This window comes from Brachybacterium subflavum (genome assembly GCF_009299795.1).
In the GTDB taxonomy this organism is placed as follows: Bacteria; Actinomycetota; Actinomycetes; order Actinomycetales; family Dermabacteraceae; genus Brachybacterium; species Brachybacterium subflavum.
Genome location: NZ_VIGP01000003.1, coordinates 78755 through 99790, shown reverse-complemented (window position 1 = coordinate 99790; position 21036 = coordinate 78755). Strand labels below are relative to the sequence as shown.

At 72.2% G+C, this 21036-nt stretch carries 22 protein-coding genes; 12 read left to right on the top strand and 10 right to left on the bottom strand.

All coding sequences use genetic code 11. The features are described 5' to 3' along the window. Positions 1–109 precede the first annotated feature (109 nt). From gatB to FHG10_RS07490, 4 genes are all read right to left on the bottom strand, one after another. Positions 110–1621 (bottom strand): Asp-tRNA(Asn)/Glu-tRNA(Gln) amidotransferase subunit GatB, encoded by a 1512-nt coding sequence (gatB, locus tag FHG10_RS07505; protein WP_152352724.1) that lies wholly within the window; start codon positions 1619–1621, stop codon positions 110–112. Further along, on the bottom strand, positions 1621–3174 hold the full coding sequence (gatA, locus tag FHG10_RS07500) for an Asp-tRNA(Asn)/Glu-tRNA(Gln) amidotransferase subunit GatA (protein ID WP_152352723.1): 1554 nt from the start codon (positions 3172–3174) through the stop codon (positions 1621–1623). Before gatA ends, gatB begins: the two co-directional genes overlap by 1 nt. A gap of 2 nt (positions 3175–3176) precedes the next feature. After that, positions 3177–3473 carry an Asp-tRNA(Asn)/Glu-tRNA(Gln) amidotransferase subunit GatC gene (gene gatC, locus FHG10_RS07495; protein WP_152352722.1) on the bottom strand — a complete coding sequence of 99 codons (297 nt, stop codon included), beginning with the start codon at positions 3471–3473 and terminating at the stop codon, positions 3177–3179. A gap of 67 nt (positions 3474–3540) precedes the next feature. After that, a complete protein-coding gene (locus FHG10_RS07490; RefSeq protein WP_152352721.1) occupies positions 3541–4389 on the bottom strand; it encodes a GNAT family N-acetyltransferase in 849 nt (282 codons plus the stop codon). A 110-nt stretch (positions 4390–4499) separates the two neighbouring features. On the opposite strand from FHG10_RS07490, the gene FHG10_RS07485 reads away from it, so the two are divergent. From FHG10_RS07485 to FHG10_RS07465, 5 genes are all read left to right on the top strand, one after another. Then, positions 4500–4685, top strand: coding sequence for a hypothetical protein (locus tag FHG10_RS07485; RefSeq protein ID WP_152352720.1), 186 nt, complete (start codon positions 4500–4502; stop codon positions 4683–4685). A 105-nt stretch (positions 4686–4790) separates the two neighbouring features. After that, a complete protein-coding gene (locus tag FHG10_RS07480) occupies positions 4791–7052 on the top strand; it encodes a RecQ family ATP-dependent DNA helicase (protein ID WP_152352719.1) in 2262 nt (753 codons plus the stop codon). Positions 7053–7088: 36 nt separating this feature from the next. Beyond that, positions 7089–7421 carry a hypothetical protein gene (locus tag FHG10_RS07475; protein WP_152352718.1) on the top strand — a complete coding sequence of 111 codons (333 nt, stop codon included), beginning with the start codon at positions 7089–7091 and terminating at the stop codon, positions 7419–7421. Further along, positions 7399–7650 carry a CopG family transcriptional regulator gene (locus FHG10_RS07470; protein WP_152352717.1) on the top strand — a complete coding sequence of 84 codons (252 nt, stop codon included), beginning with the start codon at positions 7399–7401 and terminating at the stop codon, positions 7648–7650. The genes FHG10_RS07475 and FHG10_RS07470 overlap by 23 nt, the downstream gene beginning before the upstream one ends. Before the next feature lie 103 nt (positions 7651–7753). Further along, positions 7754–8092, top strand: coding sequence for a hypothetical protein (locus FHG10_RS07465; protein WP_227488107.1), 339 nt, complete (start codon positions 7754–7756; stop codon positions 8090–8092). Here the strand turns inward: FHG10_RS07465 and FHG10_RS07460 are convergent. Next, positions 8074–9015, bottom strand: coding sequence for an RCC1 domain-containing protein (locus FHG10_RS07460; protein WP_152352716.1), 942 nt, complete (start codon positions 9013–9015; stop codon positions 8074–8076). The genes FHG10_RS07465 and FHG10_RS07460 overlap by 19 nt on opposite strands. A 4-nt stretch (positions 9016–9019) precedes the next feature. Beyond that, positions 9020–11503: an NAD-dependent DNA ligase LigA gene (ligA, locus tag FHG10_RS07455; protein ID WP_152352715.1), complete on the bottom strand. Its 2484-nt coding sequence runs from the start codon at positions 11501–11503 to the stop codon at positions 9020–9022. A gap of 145 nt (positions 11504–11648) precedes the next feature. Between ligA and FHG10_RS18220 the strand changes: the two genes are divergently transcribed. Together FHG10_RS18220 and FHG10_RS18215 are read left to right on the top strand one after the other, a co-directional pair. After that, a complete protein-coding gene (locus FHG10_RS18220; RefSeq protein ID WP_152352714.1) occupies positions 11649–11900 on the top strand; it encodes a GNAT family N-acetyltransferase in 252 nt (83 codons plus the stop codon). Positions 11901–11906: 6 nt separating this feature from the next. Further along, positions 11907–12302 (top strand): GNAT family N-acetyltransferase, encoded by a 396-nt coding sequence (locus tag FHG10_RS18215; RefSeq protein ID WP_152352713.1) that lies wholly within the window; start codon positions 11907–11909, stop codon positions 12300–12302. On the opposite strand, the gene FHG10_RS07440 is transcribed toward FHG10_RS18215, so the two are convergent. The 3 genes from FHG10_RS07440 to FHG10_RS07430 all read right to left on the bottom strand — a co-directional run bounded on the left by FHG10_RS07440 (position 12247) and on the right by FHG10_RS07430 (position 13735). Further along, the gene (locus FHG10_RS07440; RefSeq protein ID WP_152352712.1) at positions 12247–12687 is read right to left on the bottom strand and encodes a hypothetical protein; all 441 of its coding nucleotides are present in this window, start codon (positions 12685–12687) and stop codon (positions 12247–12249) included. The two genes, FHG10_RS18215 and FHG10_RS07440, sit on opposite strands and share 56 nt — an antisense overlap. An 11-nt stretch (positions 12688–12698) precedes the next feature. After that, positions 12699–13217, bottom strand: coding sequence for a hypothetical protein (locus FHG10_RS07435; protein WP_152352711.1), 519 nt, complete (start codon positions 13215–13217; stop codon positions 12699–12701). A gap of 116 nt (positions 13218–13333) precedes the next feature. After that, entirely contained in the window at positions 13334–13735 is a 402-nt protein-coding gene (locus tag FHG10_RS07430; RefSeq protein WP_152352710.1) for a hypothetical protein, read from the bottom strand. 196 nt (positions 13736–13931) lie between these two features. On the opposite strand from FHG10_RS07430, the gene FHG10_RS07425 reads away from it, so the two are divergent. Continuing rightward, a complete protein-coding gene (locus tag FHG10_RS07425; protein WP_152352709.1) occupies positions 13932–15536 on the top strand; it encodes an HNH endonuclease signature motif containing protein in 1605 nt (534 codons plus the stop codon). Positions 15537–15721: 185 nt separating this feature from the next. On the opposite strand, the gene FHG10_RS07420 is transcribed toward FHG10_RS07425, so the two are convergent. Next, positions 15722–16642 (bottom strand): LysR family transcriptional regulator, encoded by a 921-nt coding sequence (locus tag FHG10_RS07420; protein ID WP_152352708.1) that lies wholly within the window; start codon positions 16640–16642, stop codon positions 15722–15724. Positions 16643–16713: 71 nt separating this feature from the next. Here FHG10_RS07420 and FHG10_RS07415 point away from each other — a divergent pair, with 71 nt between their 5' ends. From FHG10_RS07415 to FHG10_RS07400, 4 genes are all read left to right on the top strand, one after another. Continuing rightward, positions 16714–17823: a YeiH family protein gene (locus FHG10_RS07415; RefSeq protein WP_152352707.1), complete on the top strand. Its 1110-nt coding sequence runs from the start codon at positions 16714–16716 to the stop codon at positions 17821–17823. A gap of 113 nt (positions 17824–17936) precedes the next feature. Next, on the top strand, positions 17937–18872 hold the full coding sequence (locus FHG10_RS07410; RefSeq protein ID WP_152352706.1) for an alpha/beta hydrolase: 936 nt from the start codon (positions 17937–17939) through the stop codon (positions 18870–18872). Further along, complete coding sequence (locus tag FHG10_RS07405) at positions 18869–20368, top strand: alcohol acetyltransferase (RefSeq protein ID WP_152352705.1); 1500 nt, start codon at positions 18869–18871, stop codon at positions 20366–20368. The genes FHG10_RS07410 and FHG10_RS07405 overlap by 4 nt, the downstream gene beginning before the upstream one ends. Continuing rightward, positions 20365–21030, top strand: coding sequence for a DUF6320 domain-containing protein (locus FHG10_RS07400; protein WP_152352704.1), 666 nt, complete (start codon positions 20365–20367; stop codon positions 21028–21030). Before FHG10_RS07405 ends, FHG10_RS07400 begins: the two co-directional genes overlap by 4 nt. Positions 21031–21036: the final 6 nt, after the last annotated feature.

Sequence of the window (21036 nt, the reverse complement as noted above, 5' to 3'; positions counted from 1 at the left end):
CCTATGACCCCACCGGCCGCCAGGGGTGCCGTCCACCTGCCCCGAGCACAGGAGCGCCGCACCCGACGAGGGGTGCGGCGCTCCTGCGATGAGCTGCGTGCGGGGCCGGTCAGCCCTGGACGCCCAGCTTCTCCATGATGATCTCGCGCACGCGGCCGGCGTCCGCCTGACCGCGGGTGGCCTTCATGATGGGGCCGATCAGGGCGCCGATCGCCTGGACCTTGCCGCCCTGGATCTTGGCGACCACGTCCGGGTTGTCGGCGATCGCCTGCTCGACGGCGCCGGTGAGCACCGAGTCGTCGGAGACGACCGCGAGGCCCTCCTTCTCGACGATCGCGGAGGGATCGCCCTCGCCGGCGAGCACCTTGCCGAGCACCTGGCGGGCGATCTTGTCGTTGATCTTCTTGTCGTCGATGAGCTTCTGGAGCTCGGCGACCTGCGTCGGGGTGGCCGTGAGCTCCTCGAGCTCGACGCCCTGCTCGCCGGCGGTGCGAGCGAGCTCGCCCATCCACCACTTGCGGGCGGACTGGGCGCTCGTGCCCGCAACCACGGTCGCCTCGATGACGTCGAGGGCGCCGGCGTTGATGACGTCGCGCATCTCGAGATCGCTGAAGCCCCACTCCTCGCGCAGACGACGGCGGCGCGCCGCCGGCAGCTCGGGGAGGTTCGCCCGCAGCTCCTCGACCCACTCGCGACTCGGCGCGACGGGCACCAGGTCGGGCTCGGGGAAGTAGCGGTAGTCCTCGGCGTCGGACTTCACGCGCCCGGCGCTCGTGTGCCCGTCCTCCTCGTGGAAGTGACGGGTCTCCTGGATCACCGACCCGCCGGCGTCGAGGATCCCCGCCTGTCGGGAGATCTCGTAGCGCACGGTGCGGTCGATCGAGCGGAACGAGTTCACGTTCTTCGTCTCGGTGCGCGTGCCCAGCGGCGCATCGGCCGACGCTCGCAGCGAGACGTTCACGTCGGCCCGCACGTTGCCGCGCTCCATGCGCGCCTCGGAGACGTCGAGGGCGCGGAAGATGTCCCGCAGGGTCCGCACGTAGGCGGCGGCCACCTCGGGTGCCCGCTTGCCGACGTTCGGGATCGGACGGGTCACGATCTCCACGAGCGGCACGCCGGCGCGGTTGTAGTCCACGAGCGAGTGGGTCGCGCCCTGGATGCGGCCGGTGCCGCCCACGTGCGTGGACTTGCCGGCGTCCTCCTCCATGTGGGCGCGCTCGATCTCGACGCGCACGATCTCGCCGTCCTCGAGCTCCACGTCCACCCAGCCGTCGTGCGCGATCGGCTCGTCGTACTGGGAGGTCTGGAAGTTCTTCGTGAGGTCCGGGTAGAAGTACTGCTTGCGGGCGAAGCGGCAGGACTCGGCGATCTCGCAGTTCAGCGCGAGCCCGATCCTGATCGCGTACTCGACGGCCTTCTCGTTGACCACGGGCAGCGTGCCGGGCAGGCCCAGGCTCACCGGGGTGATCGCAGTGTTCGGCTCGGCCGCGAAGATGTTCGGCGCACCGTCGAACATCTTGGTCGCGGTGCCCAGTTCCACGTGCACCTCGATGCCCAGCACCGGGTCGTAGCGGTCGGTCGCGTCCTCGAAGTCGACGAGGTCGGTATCGATGGTCGTCATCACTTCACCTCTCCGGTCTGAGCGCCGGACTGCGCGCCGGTCAGCGCGGGGGCGCGGTCCAGCAGGGGGCCGCCCCAGGAGTCCTCGAGCAGCGCCTCGAGGGTGCCGCCCACCCGGTACAGGCGCTCGTCGGCCCGCGCGGGGGCGAGGAACTGGATGCCCGCGGGCAGCCCGTCCTCCGCGAGCCCGCTGGGCAGGGACAGCCCGGGCACGCCCGCGAGGTTCGCGGGGATCGTGGCGATGTCGTTCATGTACATCGCCAGCGGGTCGTCGGTCTTCTCGCCGAGGCGGAAGGCGACGGTGGGCGAGGTCGGCGAGGCGAGCACGTCGACCTGCTCGAAGGCGCCGGCGAAGTCGCGCTGCACGAGCGTGCGGACCTTCTGGGCGCTGCCGTAGTAGGCGTCGTAGTAGCCCGCCGAGAGCGCGTAGGTGCCCAGCAGGATGCGGCGCTTGACCTCGTCGCCGAAGCCGGCGCCGCGGCTGGCCTTCATGACCGACTCGGCCGTCGGATGGTCCTCGGGGACCACGCGCAGCCCGTAGCGCATGCCGTCGAACTTCGCGAGGTTCGAGGACGCCTCCGACGGCATGATCAGGTAGTACGCGCCGAGCGCGTACTCGAAGTTCGGGCAGGAGACGCGGACGATCTCCGCGCCGGCCTGCTCGAGGGCCGCGAGGGACTCCTCGAAGCGGGCCCGGACCTCGGGGGCGAAGCCGTCGCCCTCGAGCTGCTCGATGACGCCCACGCGCAGGCCCTTCACGTCCTTGCGGCGCGCGGCCTCGCCGAAGGCGGGGACGGCCTCGGGGAGCGAGGTCGAGTCGCGCGCGTCGTGCCCGGCGATGAGCTCGTGCAGCAGCGCGGCGTCCTCGACGGTGCGGGTCACGGGCCCGGCCTGGTCGAGCGAGCTCGCCATCGCGATCAGCCCGTACCGGGAGACGGAGCCGTAGGTCGGCTTCACGCCGACGGTCCCGGTGACCGACGCGGGCTGGCGGATCGAGCCGCCGGTGTCGGTGCCGATCGCGAGCGGCGCCTCGTAGGCGCCGACGGCCGCGGCGCTGCCGCCGCCCGAGCCGCCCGGGATGCGCTCGCGGTCCCAGGGGTTGCGCGTCGGCCCGAAGGCGCTGTTCTCGGTCGAGGACCCCATGGCGAACTCGTCCATGTTGGTCTTGCCCAGGATCGGCAGTCGCGCCGCGCGCAGCTTCTCCACGAGCGTCGCGTCGTACGGGGGCACCCAGCCCTCGAGGATCTTCGAGGCGGCCGTGGTGGGCGTGCCCTTGGTGACCACGACGTCCTTGACGGCGATCGGCACGCCGGCGAGCGCGTGCAGCTGCTCGCCCGCCGCGCGACGCTCATCCACGTCGCGCGCGACCTCGAGGGCCGCGTCCTCGCTCACGTGCAGGAAGGCGTTGAGGTCGCCGTCCACGGCCGCGATGCGGTCGAGGTGGGCGCGGGTGAGCTCCTCGGAGGAGAAGTCGCCGGCGGCGAGGCCCTGGGCCTGCGCCGCGGCGGAGAGGCGCGTGGGATCCGCGCTCGGGTGGTTCTCGGTGCTGCTCATGCTCACTCCTCCCCCAGGATCTGCGGGACCTCGAAACGACCGTCCTCCGCCTCGGGGGCGCCGGAGAGCGCCTCCTCCTGGGTGAGGGTCGCGGTGACGACGTCCTCGCGGAACACGTTCGTCATGGGGATGGGGTGGCTGGTCGCGGGCACGTCCTCCGTGGCGACCTCGGAGACGGATGCGACAGCGTCCATGATGGCGTCGAACTCGCCCGCGTAGCGGGTGATCTCGTCATCAGTGAGCTGGATCCGTGCGAGGTCGGCGAGGCGTGCGACGTCTTCTCGTCCGATCGCTGGCATGCCATCCATCCTAGAGGCGATCGCGGGGTGGGTGGACCGGCGCGCACACGGCGAGCGCCGCATTGGCTCAGTCCCCGACGCGGTAGTGGTAGGTGCCGATGCGCCGGAAGCCGAGCTTTCTATACAGGGCGAGCGCCGCAGGATTGTCCGTCTCGACCTCGAGCAGTGCGCGCTCGGCGCCCTGCACCTGCGAGGCGGCGAGCAGGGTGCGCACCACAGCGGTGCCGAGACCCTCACGTCGGTGCTCGGGATCGGTGGCGATCTGGTTGAGCACGGCGGAGCGGGTGCGGCCGTGGTCGACGAGGGCCGCACGGCCCACGGCCGCCGGAGTCTTCCCGTCGGCCGGCGCTCCCGCCCCCTCGCCCGCAATGGCGACGTGCACAGCGGGGGTCCCGGCGAGGATGTCGTGCAGGGTCTCGCAGGCCCCCTCGCCCTCACGCGGTGACAGGCCCCAGGATGCGGCGAACCAGTCCTCGGGCAGCGGCCCGGTGCTGATCGTCGCCCGGGGGTCGGGCGCCGGAGTCCTCGGACCGAGCGGCAGTTCGAGGATCTCGCAGGACGCCTCGACCGCGAGACCGCGCCGCGCGAGCGACTCGTCGACCGCGGCGTGGCCGTTCTTGGGATAGACGCGGAACAGGAGGGGCTCCTCGGACGCGCCGGCCAAGCCGGTGACGCGGTCGAGTGCCGCGTCGAGCGCCTCCGGGTCCGTCGGCGGATCGACGGGGACGATGCTGTTCGCGCGCCGGGTGACGCCCCGAGATCGCAGGAGGGCGAAGCCGTCGACGTCGAGCCGCGAGAGCGGGCGCCACCCGCCCATCAGGGTCTCGACGAGCGCCGTCGGACCAAGCGGCTTCGGACGCGCGCCCGCCGTCGAGGAGTTCTTGGAGGATCTGTTCTTCGCACTCTTCCTGGCCACCGCTCGATCGTAGTGGGGAGGCGACGACGGGCGCGGCGGCGGCCGTGTGCGTAGGATCGTGCATCTCGCCCCCGAGAGCCCGATACCTCTTCAGCGCTGAAGGTGATCGCATGTCCGTCGACCCCCACATCGACTACCACGCCCATGACCCGGAGGATGGCGAGGAGCTGTCCGACAACCCCGCGATCCGCGAGGCCCAGATCCTTGAGGCGCGGATGCGCAAGGCCCTGGCCACGAAGGAGGACCCGCTGCGCGAGGGCGAGAGCACCTCGGACCGCATGCACCGCGAGGAGTGAGGTGCCGCTCGACCCGCCCTGCACCGATCCTCCCCATGCTCGTTCCCTCCACATCGGCCCGCCCCTCCCATCGGGATGTCATGGCCCGATGACACACTGGCGCCCATGACCGCGAGCGCCGCAGAGACCCATCCGCAGCTGCATGCCGAGGCCGTCGAGGCCCTGCGCGACCTCACCGGCAGGGGCGACGCCGCCTTCCATCCCGGCCAGTTCGAGGCGATCGCCGCCCTCGTGGACGAGCATCGCCGAGCGCTCGTCGTCCAGCGCACCGGGTGGGGGAAGTCGGCGGTCTACTTCCTCGCGGCCCTGCTGCAGCGTCGTCGCGGCGCCGGACCCGCCCTCATCGTCTCCCCCCTCATCGCCCTCATGCGCGACCAGGTCGCCGCGGCCGCCCGCGCGGGCGTGCGCGCCGAGGCGATCAGCTCGGCGAACCCGACGGCCTGGACGCAGATCGAGCAGTCCCTCGCGGCCGACGAGATCGACGTGCTCCTGGTCTCTCCCGAGCGCCTGGTCAACCCCCGCTTCCGCGATGAGCAGCTCCCCCGCCTGATCGAGCGCTGCGGCCTCCTGGTGATCGACGAGGCGCACTGCATCTCGGACTGGGGCCACGACTTCCGTCCCGACTACCGGCGTCTGCGCGACCTCGTCGCCCAGCTGGGCCCCCAGGTGCCCGTGCTCGCCACCACCGCGACCGCCAACTCCCGCGTGGTCGCCGACGTCGAGGAGCAGCTGGATGTCACGGCGCAGGGCAGCTCCGGAGAGCCGGGGGTGCCGGGGCCGACCGATGGGACGACGAGCGTGCTCACGCTGCGCGGTCCGCTGACCCGCGACTCGCTGCGACTGGGCTCCCTCTCCCTGCCCGACGACCGGGCACGCCTGGACTACCTGGTGCGCCACCTCGACTCCTTCGAGGGCTCGGGCATCATCTACACGCTCACGGTCCCCGCGGCCGAGGATCTCGCCGCCCTGCTGAACACCTCCGAACGGCCGGTACGCGCGTACACCGGCCGCACCGACGCGGAGGACCGCGCGCAGCTCGAGGCGGACCTCAAGGACAACCGGATCAAGGCGCTCGCCGCGACCAGCGCGCTCGGCATGGGCTTCGACAAGCCGGACCTCGGCTTCGTCATCCACCTCGGCGCCCCGAGCTCCCCCGTCGCCTACTACCAGCAGGTGGGCCGTGCCGGCCGCGCCACCGACAGCGCCGACGTCCTGCTGCTGCCCGGCCGCGAGGACCGGGCCATCTGGGAGTACTTCGCGACTGCCTCGATGCCCTCGCAGGACTCCGCCTCCCAGGTCCTCACCGCCCTGGCCGAGGCCGGTTCCCCGCTCAGCACCGCGGCGATCGAGGCGCGCGTGGACGTGCGCCGGGCGGCCCTCGAGCTGCTGCTGAAGGTCCTCGCGGTCGACGGCGCCGTGGAGGCGGTCAAGGGCGGCTGGGTCTCGACTGGCCGGCCCTGGGAGTACGACGCCGACCGCTACGAGAACGTGGCCCGCACCCGCCGCGAGGAGCAGCAGGCGATGCTCGCCTACGAGCGCCTGGGTGCAGACGGCGCGGGACCGGACGTCGTCGCCTCAGACCCCGCGCAGTGCCGCATGGTGTTCCTCGCCCGTCAGCTCGACGACACGACCGCGGAGCCCTGCGGGCGCTGCGATGTCTGCGCGGGTGTGTGGTTCCCGTCGGCCGATGCCCCGGCGGACGCCGCCGATGCGCAGGTCTCCGCCCTCCTGGACCGCGTGGGCGTGCCCGTCGAGCCGCGCAAGCAGTGGCCCCAGGGGCTCGACCAGCTGCACATGCGGGGCCTGCAGGGCGCCGCCCCCAAGGGCAAGATCCCCGAGGGCGAGCGCTGCGAGGAGGGGCGCGTGATCGCCCGCATGTCCGACCTGGGCTGGGCGGTCCCCCTGCGCAGCCTGCTGCGCAGCGACGAGGACGGCCGCCCCGTCGATGCCGCCGTCCCCCAGAACATCGGCTCGCGGATCATCGAGGTGCTCAAGGACTGGGACTGGCAGCAGCGCCCCGTGGGCGTCATCGCGATCCCCTCGACCACCCGACCCCAGCTCGTGTCCTCGCTCGCCGCGGGGATCGCGTCCATCGGCCGCCTGCAGGACCTCGGTGCGCTCGGACTGTCCTCCGATGCCGCTCCCCTCAGCGGCGCCCGCAACAGCGCCTTCCGCGTCGCCGCCCTCTGGGACCGCTTCGTCATCACACCCGAACTCCAGCAGGGGCTCGACGCGCTGGACGGAGCGCCGATCCTGCTCGTCGACGACATCGTGGACACCCGCTGGACGATGACGATCGCCGCCCGTCTGCTGCGCCGCGCCGGCTCCGGGCCGGTGCTGCCGCTGGCCCTCGCGCAGGAGGCGTGAGGTGGGGATGTACTACAACGTACGACCGGCGCTACGATGGCACACGACGGAATCCTGACCTGGAGCGACGAGTCCGCGGACTACATCCGCTCACGATCCTCCCGCTATGCGGGTGCGATGGACGTCGAGCCGCGCTGGTGCGAGGAGGCGCTCCAGGATCCGCGGTGTGCGGTCCTGATCCGCGATCCGAAGTCGCGGATCGGCGCGAGCCGATTCATCGGCTGGTCGCGCAGTGCCCATCGCACGCTGGTCGTGATCGCATACCTGGATGACGAAGGTCGCGTCCACGGGATCAATGCGTGGCCCGCGACGGGGCACGATCTAGATCTGTATGAGGCGGTTGACGATGACGAAGAACCTTCCCCCTGACCTCGAGCGAGCGCTGCGCGAAGAGTCAGAGACCACCCGCGACGATCCCTATCCGGATGCCACGACACCCCAGGTCGAGCGCGGGCTCCGATCGAAGGTGTACTCGGTGAGGCTGAGCGCCGAGGAGCAGGAAGAGGTCCAGCGCATCGCTGCCGCACGCCACCTTCCGCCCTCCACGCTTGTGCGCTCGTGGATCCTCGAACGCCTCGAGGTCGAGCAGAAGGCGTGACCATCGGAGCCCATTCGTAGGTCCCGCAGCGCTCAAGTCTGTGCCAGCAGGCATCAATGAACTGCTGGTCTCCGAGCAGTCGTGACACCAGGAAGGGATCGGGATGAACGAGCATCAGCATGCGGATCACAGCAGAGCCGGCGGCGAGGAGCTCGAGGAACGGTCCGTCGAGGTCAGCGCACTCGCGATCAACATCGCCGTGCCCGAGAGCCTGCAGTGGACCGACATCCGGCGGGACCAGGAGTTCCGCCTCACGAGCATCACCGTGCGCCTGCTCCCGGACTCGACGCTCGCGGCGAAGGCCTACGGTCGGCCGGTCGAGGGAGGTCGCGGCGGCTACGTGTCCTTCGCTGTGCCCGAGACGCCGGAGATCGGCGCCCTGATCGAGGCCGGCGCCCGCGAAGCGGCGGCGCGCTGGTCGGGTCAGCGAGGGCTGGGCTGAGCGGAGTCGCCCCCGCGCGCTGCGGGCATCGGGTCTGGCGAGCCCGTCGTCGCACCAGGACCGATGCGTCGCGAGAGCTGCCAGCAGCCGATGTCCGTCTGTCCCCATGCATCATCCCCCGCGGCGAGCACCCGCCCGTCGGAGCGCAGCGCCAGGGAGTGCTGCGGCCCGGCGACGAGCGCGACGACATCCATCCACGCACCGATCTCGCGGCGCCCCGGAGTGCTGTCGCCGGCGACGAGGACGCGCCCATCGGCCCGCAGGCCCAGCACGTGGTGGCTGCCCGAGGAGATCGCGGTGATGCCGCTCCAGGTGGTGACGGCATCCCTGCCGTCGCCCCTGTCCCCGGCGATCAGCACGCGCCCGTGCGAGGTCAGGCCCACGGTGTGCAGGTGCCCGGCGGCGACGGCGACCAGGTCGGTCCATCCGTCGACCGCGCACTGCCCCCGCGCGTTGTTGCCGGTCGCTCGCGCGGTGCCGTCGGCCGCGAGGCCCACCGTGTGCCAGTCGCCGCAGGCCGCATCGCGCATCCCGCGCCAGTCGCCGACGTCGCAGGCACCCTCGTCCCGTCGACCGACGGCGAGCACGGTGCCGTCCTCGCGCACGCCGATGGTGCGGCGCCAGCCCGCGGCGATCGCCACGACCCCGGCCCATCCGGCGACCTCGCACTGGCCGTGCGCGTTCCATCCGCGGGCCGTGACCGTGCCGTCCGCGCGGAGCCCCACCGAGTGGGAGCGACCGGTGTTCGCGGCAACGTGCACGGACCCTGCGGCGACCGAGACGATATGCGTCCAGCCCTCCACCCGGTGCGCGCCCGAGGGATCGCGTCCCGCCGCGACCACGGCGGCGTCCTCCCGGATCCCGAGGGAGTGCCGGGGACCCGCGGTGAGCACACGGCGCGGCGCCCGCGGGGGAACGGTCACGGGGTCACTCGACCCGGCCAGCCGTTGCCTCGGGAGCGTCGTCGTCCGCTCCGTCGGAGTCTCCACCGTCGGCCGGACCGTTCTCCAGCAGGTCCTTGAACCCCGCCTCGTCGAGGATGGTGAGCCCGAGGTCGCGGGCCTTGTCCTCCTTGGACCCGGCGTTCTCCCCCACCACCACGAAGTCCGTCTTCTTCGAGACGGATCCGGAGGTCTTGCCGCCGCGGGAGATGATCGCCTCCTTCGCGCCGTCCCGCGTGAAGTCCTCGAGACCGCCGGTGACCACGACCGTCAGCCCCTCGAGGGTCTTCACGAAGCCCTCCTCGACGTCGTCGGCCATGCGCACCCCGGAGGCCGCCCATGCCTCGACGAGCTCCCGGTGCCAGTCCACGTCGAACCACTCGTGGACGCTCTCGGCGATGATGCCGCCCACGCCGTCGGTCTCGGTGAGCTGCGCCAGATCGGCCTCGCGGATCGCGTCCATGGACCCGTAGGCGGTCGCGAGCGAGCGCGCGGCCGTCGGCCCCACGTGGCGGATCGAGAGGGCGACCAGCACCCGCCACAGCGGCTGGGACTTCGCCTTCTCGAGCTCGTCGGCCAGCAGCTCCGTGTTCTTCAGGACGCTCGAGGGCTTCTGCTGCTTCCACGCGTTCTCGCGCTTGTAGTGGCGGAACGTGGGCCGCGACCAGAACGTCGGCTGCACGCGCCAGTCCCCGGTCACCTCGCCGTCGCGCCGCTCGGGCTGCCACACGAACACCTCGCGCAGGTCCTCGGCGGTGAGGTCGAAGAGGTTCGCGCCGGTCGTCACCACGGGCGACTGCAGCGCGGGCAGCAGCGGATCGTCCTCGCCGGTGATGCGCAGCAGCGGAACGCCGTCGGCCCCCTGGACCTCCTGGCCGTTCTTGAGGACCACGAAGTTCTCGAGCTCGGCGTCCTCGGCCGAGCGGATCGGCAGGTAGACCACGTGCCCTCCGCGCAGGGCGGCGAGCGCCTCGGCCCGCCGCTTGTCCGGGTCCGTGAGCGCGATCGCGCTCTCCTCGCCGAGCGACTCGATGTCGAAGGCTCCGCGCGAGGCGGCGTGCTCGATGCGGCCGGTCACCTGGCTGGGGCACGACTTCGCGTTCGGGCAGCGCCAGTCCTTGTCACCCTCCTTCATCGGACCGATCGGTGTGCCGCAGGCGGGACACTCCTTGGGCATGACGAATGCGCGCTCGCTGCCGTCGCGCAGGGCCTCGACCGGTCCCAGGATCTCGGGGATCACGTCCCCCGCCTTGCGCAGCACCACGGTGTCGCCGATGAGCACGCCCTTGCGCTCGACCTCGAACTGGTTGTGCAGCGTCGCCATCTGCACGGTCGACCCGGCGACCTTCACGGGCTCCATGACGCCGAAGGGCGTGACGCGCCCGGTCCGTCCCACGTTGACCTGAATGTCCAGGAGCTTCGTGGTGACCTCCTCGGGCGGGTACTTGAAGGCGATCGCCCAGCGGGGCGCGCGCGAGGTGGAGCCCAGGCGGCGCTGCTGCGCGAAGGAGTCGATCTTCAGCACGATCCCGTCGATCTCGTGCTCGACGTCGTGGCGGTGCTCGCCGTGGTGCTCGATGAACTCGTGGACGTCGGCGAGCGCGTCCAGCACCCGCCAATGCGGCGAGGTCGGCAGTCCCCAGGCCTTCAGCTGCTCGTAGACCTCGGACTGCGAGGCGAGGGTGACGCCCTCGTGCACACCGATCCCGTGGACGTAGACGGCGAGATCGCGCGAGGCCGTGACGCTCGGATCCTTCTGGCGCAGGGAGCCCGCCGCGGTGTTCCTCGGGTTCGCGAACTCCGGCAGCCCGGCCTCGCGCCGCTGCTCGTTGAGCTCCTCGAACGCGGCCGTCGGGTAGAAGACCTCGCCGCGCACCTCGAGCACCGCGGGCGGGTTCTCGGTGTCCAGGCGCTCGGGCACGTTGTCGATCGTGCGCACGTTCGCCGTGACGTCCTCGCCCACGCGGCCGTCGCCGCGGGTGACGCCGCGGGTGAGCACGCCGTCCTCGTAGACCAGGTCGATCGCGAGCCCGTCGATCTTCAGCTCGCACAGGTACTGGACGTCCGCCCCCGCCCCCAGGCCCTCGCCGGCGCGGACCGCCCAGGCATCGACCTCCTCGAGGCTGAACGCGTTGTCCAGGCTCAGCATCCGCTCCAGGTGCTCGACGGGGGCGAAGCCCGCCGCGACGTCGCCGTGCACGGTCTGGGTGGGCGAGTCCGCCTTCGCGAGCTGCGGGTTCTGCGCCTCCAGCTCCTTGAGCTCGCGCTCGAGCACGTCGTACTGCGCGTCGGCCATCGTCGGCGCGTCGTGGATGTAGTAGTCCTCGATCGCCTGCTCGATCTGCGCGGTCAGCTCCGCGATGCGCTCCTGCGCGGTGCGGGGGTCCTCGACGCGCTCGGTCGAACCCTCCGGCGTCGAGGTCGGATCTGCGGGGGTGTCGTATCCACTCACCCGTCCATTCTCCCCCATGGGTCCGACGGCCCGACGGCCGGTCTCCGTGCGACCCGTGCAGGGCACGGGCACGGCCTCCGCCCATGGCCCCGCTCGGCGTCGACTCATCGACATCGCAGGAAAGGGCGTGACGGGCCGAGGCACCGGCCCCTATCGTGCGGCCATGGACGAGCTGGTGCGGATCCGCGAAGCCACGGCCGAGGACCTCGGCTCGCTCGAGGCGATCGAGGCGGAGGGGGATGCGCTCTTCTCCGACCTCTTCGGGCCCGACCCCTTCGGCCCGGACTCCGCACGCAGCGGCGCCTCGCGGGCGGCGGAGCCGGGGTTCGTCCTGGTCGCGGTCGTCGACGACGGGCCGACGCGGGCCGACGGGACGCGACGCGGCACGGCGGGGGCCGACGGGACATCGGCCTAGCGCGTCATCGGCTTCGCGCACGTGCTCGAGGTCGGGACGCCCGCTGCGGGCGAGGACCCGCGGGAGGCGCATCTCGAGCAGCTGGCCGTGCTCCCCGCGCATGGCCGGCGAGGCATCGGCCGCTCCCTCGTCGAGGCCGCGTGCACGTGGGCCGCCGCGCGCGGCCATGCCCGGATCTCGCTGCGCACCTATGCGGAGGTGCCCTGGAACGCGCCCTTCTACGCGCGCTGCGGATTCAGGGCGAGCGACGACGACGCGCCGGGCGGTGCGCTCGACACCGCGTTCCAGCGGGGCCTCGTCGCGGCCGAGCGCGAGGCGGGGCTCGCGCGGCACGGCCGACGGGTGCTCATGCTCCGGGAGCTGCGCGCCGTCCGGCGCGATCCTCCCTCGACTTATTCCTGATCCCGTACCCGGCGACGCCGATGACGCCCGCGGCCATCGCCAGCACGCCCCAGGGCAGCCATCGCCCCGAGGCCGAGTCCTTCTCGGTGCTCCGGTAGAAGCCCGATCCGGAGCGATAGACCGTGATCTCATCACCGACCCGGGCCCTCTTCCCCGGCCCTTTCGCCACGATGGTCTGCTCCTGGCCGTCCGGATCGAGGAACGAGACCCGCGGGTCGTGTCCGAACCGTCCTCCGGTCCCGGGATCGACCGCGGTGACCTCCACGCGCAGCGTGGCCGTCGGCGTCGCGCGGTCGGTGGACTGCTGCTGCATCGCGAGCACGGCGACGAGCACGAGGAACACCCCGCCGATGCTCACGGCGAGGATCGACAGGGCGGTGCGCACGATCTCGAAGCCTAGCGGAGCATGCGATGCCGGCCGCGACGGGAGTCGCGCCGCCGGGGTCTCGCGCTGTCGTCCCCGGCTGCCGCGGACACGAGATGCGGCGCGCTGCGGCGCTGCCGGCGCGCCCGGGAGGCCCTGATGCTCCCGCTCACCTGGGTCGCGCCCGCCACCGCCGTCACCGCTGCCAGCGCGAACATCGGAACGGAGATCCAGCGGACGAACCACGACTGCGTCGGCCGCCACTCGTAGTTGCCGGAGCCGTAGCGGTAGACGGTGATCCGATCCCCGACGGTCGTGGTCTTCCCCTCGACGGTACCGCTCTCGCCGTCCTCCGTGCGGAAGAGCGCGATGGGGATCGCACCGCCGCCGCGTCCGGGGGCAGGGCGCGAGGTCGTGCGCGTGACGGTTCCGTGGACCTCGACGACGGGGGCGGCGTCGTCCTCGGCCTGCTCGGACAGGGCCATGAGGCCGATCAGGCTGAACATCGCCACGCACACCGTGAAGGTGACGATGAGGAAGGCGGTGCGCACGGATCGGAGCGTAGCGGATGCGGGGGCCGACGCTCGTGGCCCGCTCGGCGGTGGGGGGACATCGGGGCCGACGGCAGGGGCCGACGGCGGAGGGGCAGCCGTGGGAGCCGACGACGTCAGCGGCTCCGGTGCTGCCTCGACCTCCGCATGCTCCTGCGTACCTGGTCGACGCCGATGACGACCATGGACAGGGACAGCACGGCCGCGCCGCCCGCGAACCAGAGTGGCTCCGCGTCGGGTCGGGGCTTCCACCCGTACTCCCCGGACCCGTACCGGTAGACGGTGATGCGCTCGCCGACGTCCCGAGAGCCGACGATGCTGCCCTCAACTCCCTCGTCCGTGCGGAACTCGGCGGCTGGCGCAACCCTGCCGCCGCCGTGCGACGCTGTCACCGTGGCATGGACCTCGACGGGATCGGCCCTGCCGTTCTCGCCGTACGTCGCGAAGGCGATGACGGCCCCGAGCCCGAACGCCAGGGCGGCGACTGCGAAGAGGACGGCGAGAAAGGCTGTGCGCACGGCCCCGAAGCCTAGCCGGACGCCGCCTGTGGCACCTCGCCCCGCCACCGCCACGTCGCCGAAGAGTTCTCCACAGGGTCCGATTCGTACTGGTTTTCGAGGCGGTGCGCGACTAGACTCGAGTCATCGAACGATTGTTCGAGCGCGGTGCCCGAGGCGGGGCGGCCGCAGCACCCATGACCACGAGGAGGTGAGCATGATGACGGTGACAGATCCTGGCACTCACCAGGGGATTCTGGGCGGCAGCGGCTTCTTCGGCCCCGAGTCCCAGGGCGACGTCGCCGTGCTCGAGCCACTCCTCTCGGCACGGACCAAGACCCCGGTGAACCGGGAGAGCGCCCCTCGCCACGTCCAGGTCAGCCCCACCCTCGAGGTCGACGAGCTCGTGCGCACCATGTGGGACCAGGGCGTCCACGAGGCGCGCGAGCTGGCCCGTTCCCTGCTCCTGCTCGCACCGAAGTGGGAGGGGCGCCATCTTCCCGACGCGGACCGCAGCAGGATCCGCCTGGCGGACCTCGCGGTCGCGACCGCCCTGCGGTGCACGATCGACACCGCCAAGCGCCGCATCCGCGATGCGCACCGCGCCGTCGACCTCCTCCCCCATGTGCTCAGCCTGCTCGAGACCGGATCGTTCCCGGCGGATTGGTTCACCGAGCTGCTGACCCGGACCAGCGGCCTCACCGATGACGAGATGGCGGTCGTCGACCTCACCGTCCGCTTCTGGGACGTGGGCATCTCACCGGAGCAGTTCACCCGGAGCCTGAGCTCGGTGATCGCGCGCCTCCTCTCCCGCCGGGAGATGCCGCCGCACCTCACTCCCGAGAACCGTCGGCGCGTCGAACTCCTTCCGGACGACACTCCGGGGATCGCCCGCATCGAGGTCCAGGGGCCCGCGCACGAGATCGTCTCCTTCGCTCGCCGGCTCGACGCGAGCGCACGCGCGGTCCAGAAGGCCCAGCGCCGCGCCCTCGAGGACGGGTCCCCGATCCCCTGGGATCCCGAGGGCGAGGTCCTCGCCACCGGGATGCCGCTCTCGCTCTCCCACATCCGCTACCTGCTCACCACCTGCACCACCCCCGATACGCAGGGCGTCCACGTACCGGCCGAACGCTTCCGGCTCGGCGTGACCGTGCCGATGATGACGCTGCTCGGCCACGACGACGCCCCCGGCATGCTGGACGGCCGCATCCCGATCCCGGCCGACATGGCCCGCGACATCGCCTCCGGCCAGCCCGAGTGGGAGCGCATCCTCACCGATCCGGCCAGCGGTGAGTTCCTTCCGCTGCCCGTGGACCGCTACCGCCCCACCCGCTCGATGCTGGAGCACCTGTGCGACCGCATGGCGACCTGCGCGGTCCCCGGCTGCACGCGCCCCGCGACCACCGCCACCGAGGCCGATCACATCGTCGAGTACGACCACGACGACCCCGCCTCCGGCGGCGCCACCTCCGTGGACAACCTGCACATGCTCTGCTGGCAGCACCACGCGATGAAGACCGAGGGCCTCATCGATCCCGTGCGGGTCGCGCCCGAGGACTCCCCCAGCGGACGACGAGGCACTCTCTGGGACCTGTCCGATCGGATCCGCGTCTTCCTCGAGGACGACTCGGACCTTGCCACCGCGGAGACCGTCGCCGACCTCGAAGAGGCCTGGGACCACCTGTGCACAATCCGCTCCAAGCACCGGCGGGCTCGCGACGGGCTCCCGCCGCTCACCGATCCACCGCCGCCATCGGGTTCTCCCCCATCGAGCTCGCCGCCCACGGCCGGCACTGATCCCGCTCCGCCGCCACCGTTCTGACACGACACCGTGTCCGGCGCGACGGTTCCCCAGGGGCCATCTCCCCCTCCGACCACGTACAGCAACGATCCCCCGACTGGCCGACCGCACCCGGTCGCGCTGCACCCGCCGATCCGTCGACGGGGGCATGCGCGCCGGGTACGAGTCGTGCCCGGGGTCTCGTGCGCCCAGCGATCCCGGCTCGGCTAGCCGGAGCGCTCCGCACCCGCGCTGATGAGCGCGTCCAGCGCCCCTTCGAGACGGGCCGGTCGCACGCCCGACCACACGGCCCGCAGCGAACGCTCCAGCTGAACGCCCCTTACTGGGACCTCCACGAGCCGCCCCTCGCGCAGATCCCCCTCGACCACCAGCCGGCTCAGCAGCGCGCACCCCGCACCACCGGCGACGGCCGTGCGCACTGCGGCGTTCGAGTGCAGCTCGAGGGCCGGCTCCACGACATCCCGCGGTGCGAGCGCGCGCGTGAGCACGTCACGCGTCCCCGAGCCCTCCTCGCGCACCACGAGCGGAGTGCGCGCGAGCAGGTCCGCATCGATCCCCCGATCCAGGACCTCCGCATCCCGTGCCCACGGATGCCGCGGGGCGACCACGGCGACCAGCCGATCCCGCGCGACCTCGAGCGTCGTGAGCTCCTGCGGCACCTCGAGGCCCTCGACGAATCCGAGGTCCCCGCGCCCGCGGCGCAGGGCGGCGATCACCCCGGCCGTGTTCTCGACCTCGAAGGAGACGGGCACGCCCGGCTGATCCGCGGCGAGCGCCGCGAGGAAGGTCGGCATTAGGTGCTCGGCGATCGTCTGCGAGGCGAGGATCCGGATCCGCCCGGCGCCCGCGGCCGAGCGGACCTGCTCGACGAGCCCGTCGGCCGCATCGAGCACCCGGCGCGCGTGCTCGACCGCGACCCGACCTGCCGCGGTCGGCTCCGACCCGCGCGCACCCCGGTCCACCAGACGCGCACCGAGCCGACGCTCGAGGCGGGAGAGCTGCCGTGAGGCGTTGGGCTGGGCGAGCCCGAGCGCGGAGGCGGCCGCGGAGACGCTGCCCAGGTCGATGACGGCGACCAGCAGCTCGAGGGAGGCCATGTCGGGACGGGACGCATCATGCAGAGGCATATCGGTGATGATATGCGCCCGATCAGATCGGCCACTACCGGGCTCGGCGCGCGGCCGGGAGGGTGGACCCCATGCCCGACACCCAGCTCGTCACCCATCCCGCCGCGTCCCCGAGCACGGCGCCGGCTCCTGGCCCGTCCTCTCCGATCCTGCGCGTCCTGCCCGGACTGCTGCTGTCCTTCGCCGTCGCAGGCCTCGCCTACGGCCTGGGGCAGCTCGTGCCGGTCGCCTCCCCTGCGCTCGCAGCGATCATCGTCGGCGCTCTCGCCGCGAACCTGGGCCTGCTGCCGCCGGTGCTGAAGCCCGGGCTGGACCTCGCCGCGAAACCGGTGCTGCGCATCGGGATCGTGCTGCTCGGCCTGCAGCTCGCGATCGGCGACGTGATCGCGCTGGGGCCGCTGACCATCGTGGTGATCGTGGCGATCGTGGGCATCGGCATGGTGAGCGGTCTGCTGATCGGCCGGGCCCTGCACCTGCCGGCCACGCAGGCAGTGCTGATCGCCTGCGGCTTCTCCATCTGCGGCGCCGCCGCCGTCGCGGCGGCGGGCGGTGCGATCACTCCGCGTCGCCGCGAGGGCGAGAGCGCCGAGGAGGCGACCGAGCGCCTGGAGACCCAGATCGCGACCGCCGTCGCCCTCGTGGTCGTGTTCGGGACGCTGATGATCCCGCTGCTGCCGCTCGCCGCGCGGGCGCTGGGCCTGGGCACGGAGGCGTCCGGGACCTGGGCCGGGGCATCGATCCACGAGGTCGCGCAGGTCGTCGCTGCAGGCAGCATCATCGGAGGCGGCGCCCTCGGCATCGCCGTGCTCGTGAAGCTCGGCCGCGTGCTGATGCTGGCGCCCGTGATCGCGATCCTCACCGCCGTGGAGCGTCGGCGCGCGCAGGGAGAGGAGACGACCGATGCCGCCGCGTCCGCGAAGCGTCCGCCGCTGGTGCCCTTCTTCGTGCTCGCGTTCATCGTCGCCGTCTGCATCCGTTCGACCGGCCTGCTGCCCGAGGCGGTCGTCGACGTCTCGAAGCCCGTGCAGGCGCTGTGCCTGGCTGCCGCCATGTTCGCGCTCGGCACCGGGGTGCGCGTGCGTCTGCTGAAGCAGGTCGGCGGGCGCCCGGTGGTGCAGGCCGCGCTGATCACGCTCGTGGTCGCGGCCGTCGGCCTGGGCGGAGCGCTCCTGGCGGCCTGATCCTCCTTCCGCCTCCCGCCTCCCGCGTCCCGCGCGGCATGGTGCGGACCGCCCGGGCATCCCGCATACGCTGGCACCATGGAGCACGTCATCGTCACCTCGGGGCAGCGCGCATGAACCCGCTGCTGCGGGCGGTGCTGCGCCTGTTCGCCGCACCCCGGATCGACATGCGCCAGGACTATGCGAAGGTGCGGCGGCTGCAGCGCCAGCTGGCCGCGCGGCCGATCCCCCGCTTCCGGTCCTTGGACCGGCAGATCATGTCCGCCGACGGCGAGCACCAGATCCCCGTGCGCGTGTTCTCCCCCAGGGAGAGGCGGCGCGAGGACGTGCTGCTGTTCTTCCACGGCGGCGGCTGGGTCACGGGCGACATCGAGAGCTACACCCCGGCGTGCGCGACGATGGCCGATCTCACCGGCTGCGTCGTCGCCTCGGTCGACTACCGCCTCGCCCCGGAGCATCCCTTCCCGGCGGGGCTCGAGGACTGTGCGCGCGTCGCACGGCTGCTGCTCGAGGATCCGCAGCGCGCGGGCGTCAGCGACCCGCGGCGCATCGTGCTGGTGGGAGATTCGGCGGGCGGGAACCTCGCCGCCGTGCTCTCGCTGATGCTGCGGGACGAGGGCGGTCCGGCCCCCGTGCGCCAGATCCTGCTGTACCCGGTGACGCACTGGGACCACGATCCGGAGACCTCGCCCTTCGCCTCGGTGAGCCGCCATGGCAGCGACTACCGCCTCACCGACACCGAGGTCCAGGACTACATGGAGCTCTACGTCCCCGACCGCGAGCGCAGGAAGGACCCGTTGGTCGCGCCGCTGATGGCGAAAGATCTGCGCGACCAGCCGGAGTCCCTCGTGATCACGGCCGAGCTCGACCTGCTGTGCGACGAGGGCGAGGCCTACGGGGCCGCGCTCGCGGAGGCCGGGAACGACGTCGAGGTGCACCGGGTCGACGGCGCCCTGCACGGCTTCATCACCCTGCCGCGCTTCGCGCGCCCCCTGCGCGAGGCGTACCAGCTGATCGACGCGTTCCTCGAGCGGACCACGCCCGCATGACCCGCAGGACCTGGGTGCGGCTGGACAACGCCTCGAACATCTTCCTCGCCGCGCGCACCGAGTCGGACACCAAGGTGTTCCGTCTGAGCGCCGAGATGGATGCCGAGGTGGATCCGGAGCTGCTCCAGGAGGCGCTCGACGCGGTGTTCGAGCGCTACCCCCTCTACCGCGCGGTGCTGCGCCGGGGAGTGTTCTGGTACTACCTGCAGGACAGCGACCTGCGCCCCGTCGTCGAGCCCGAGCGCCGTCCCACCTGCGCGGCGATCTACCAGGACGGCCGTCGCACCCTGCTGTTCCGGGTGATCCACCATCGCCGACGGGTCTCCCTGGAGGTCTTCCACGCGCTCTCGGACGGGACCGGGGCCATGTGGTTCCTCTCCGACCTGCTCGTCGAGTACGCACGGCGGCGGCACCCCGCGGGTGCGACGGACGAGTCGGGCCGGCCGGGGGAACAGGGCGAGCCGAACGCGCCGGGCGCTGCGGACGACGCGGCCTCGCCGGACACGCGGGATGCGGCCGCTGCGGGCGCCGCGCCGCCCTCCCACGCGCTGGAGGCCGACAGCTTCGCCCACTACTTCCGACGCCGCCGGCCCACCCCCTTCGAGGAGGCGTTCGCCGAGGCCGCCTCGCCGGCCGCCCTCACCCTCGCCGAGAAGGCCGTGCGCGCCGAGGCCTCCGCCGACGGTGACGCGGCGGGCGCCCCCCGCACACCGTCCGATGCCATCCCTGACCGGCCGTCGCGCCGTGCCCGCATCCACCGCGTCCGCGGCACCCGCACGCCGGACGGCCGGACCCGCGCCGTCGAACTCACGATGCCGGCGTCCCAGCTGCTGGCGGCCTCGAAGGCCTCCGGGGCGAGCCCGACCATGTACCTCACCGCGCTGTTCATGGATGCGGTGCGCGAGTCCTCGGGAGGCCTGGGCGGGGCCCGCACGATGAGCGCTTCGGTGCCGGTGAATCTGCGACAGTTCTTCCCCTCCACGAGCGCCCGCAACTTCTTCGCGACCATCCGCGTCGAGCACTCCTTCTCCCCAGACGGCGCCGAGGCCCCCGAGGCGATCGCCCGCGCGCTCGAGGCGGAGTTCCGCCCGCAGGCATCGGCCGCTGCCCTCGCGCCGAAGGTCGCACGGTTCATCCGCGTCGAGCGCTCCCCGCTGCTGCGGATCGTGCCGCGTCCGCTCAAGGACCTCATCCTGGGCTGGCTGAACGCCGCCTCGAACCGGAAGCTGAGCCTCGCGGTCTCGAACCTGGGACGCCTGCGCCTGCCGGAGCCGGCCGCCTCGCACGTGCGCCGGGTGCTCTTCCAGGTCTCGGCCGCGCGCCCGCAGTTCTGCGCGATCTCCCACGGCGACCAGATGACCGTCACCTTCACCTCGCCGTTCACGCAGACCGGTCACGTGCGCGCCTTCGCGCGTTCGCTCAGCGCCCGCGGGATCAACGTGTCCGTGACCGCCGCGCGTGTGACCGAGGACGAGCTCGAGGAGGTCGCGCCATGAGGCGGTGCACCGAGTGCGCGGTGCGGATCGAGGGGAACTGGTCGCGCTGCCCGCTGTGCGGATCGCATCTGGTGGGCCATCCGTCTCCCGATCCGCTGCCCAGCGTACCGCTGCGCTTCTCGCGTCGGCGTCTGCTCCGGATCCTCGCGGTGATCTCGCTCGTGCTCGTCGCGCTCTCGTTCGGCGTCCAGCTGTGGCTGGGCCATCGACCGGCCGAGTTCGGGGCGGTCCGCTCGGTGTGGCTGGGCATGTGCACCATGTGGCTGGTGGCGCTGATGGCCGTGCGCGGCCGGCGCGATCTCGCCCGATCCACGCTGGCGCTGCTGATCATCGCGTCGCTCGTGTGCACGTACTGGGACTATCTGACCGGCTGGCATCGCTGGTCGCTGACCTTCGCGGTGCCGATCATGTGCGGCTGCGCGATCATCGCGCTGGTGATCCTCGAGCACGTCATGCGCCTCGAGGTCGGCGAGCACGCCCTCTACAGCGCGCTCACGGTGCTGCTGGGGATCGTGCCCATCCTGTTCCTGCTGCTGGGCTGGGTGACCACGCCCGTGCCCTCGGCGATCTGCGTGGTGCTCGCGCTGCTCTCGCTCGCGCTGCTGCAGCTCGAGCGCACGGCGGACGTCCGCGACGAGCTCGCCAAGAAGCTCCACCTCTGACCGGGA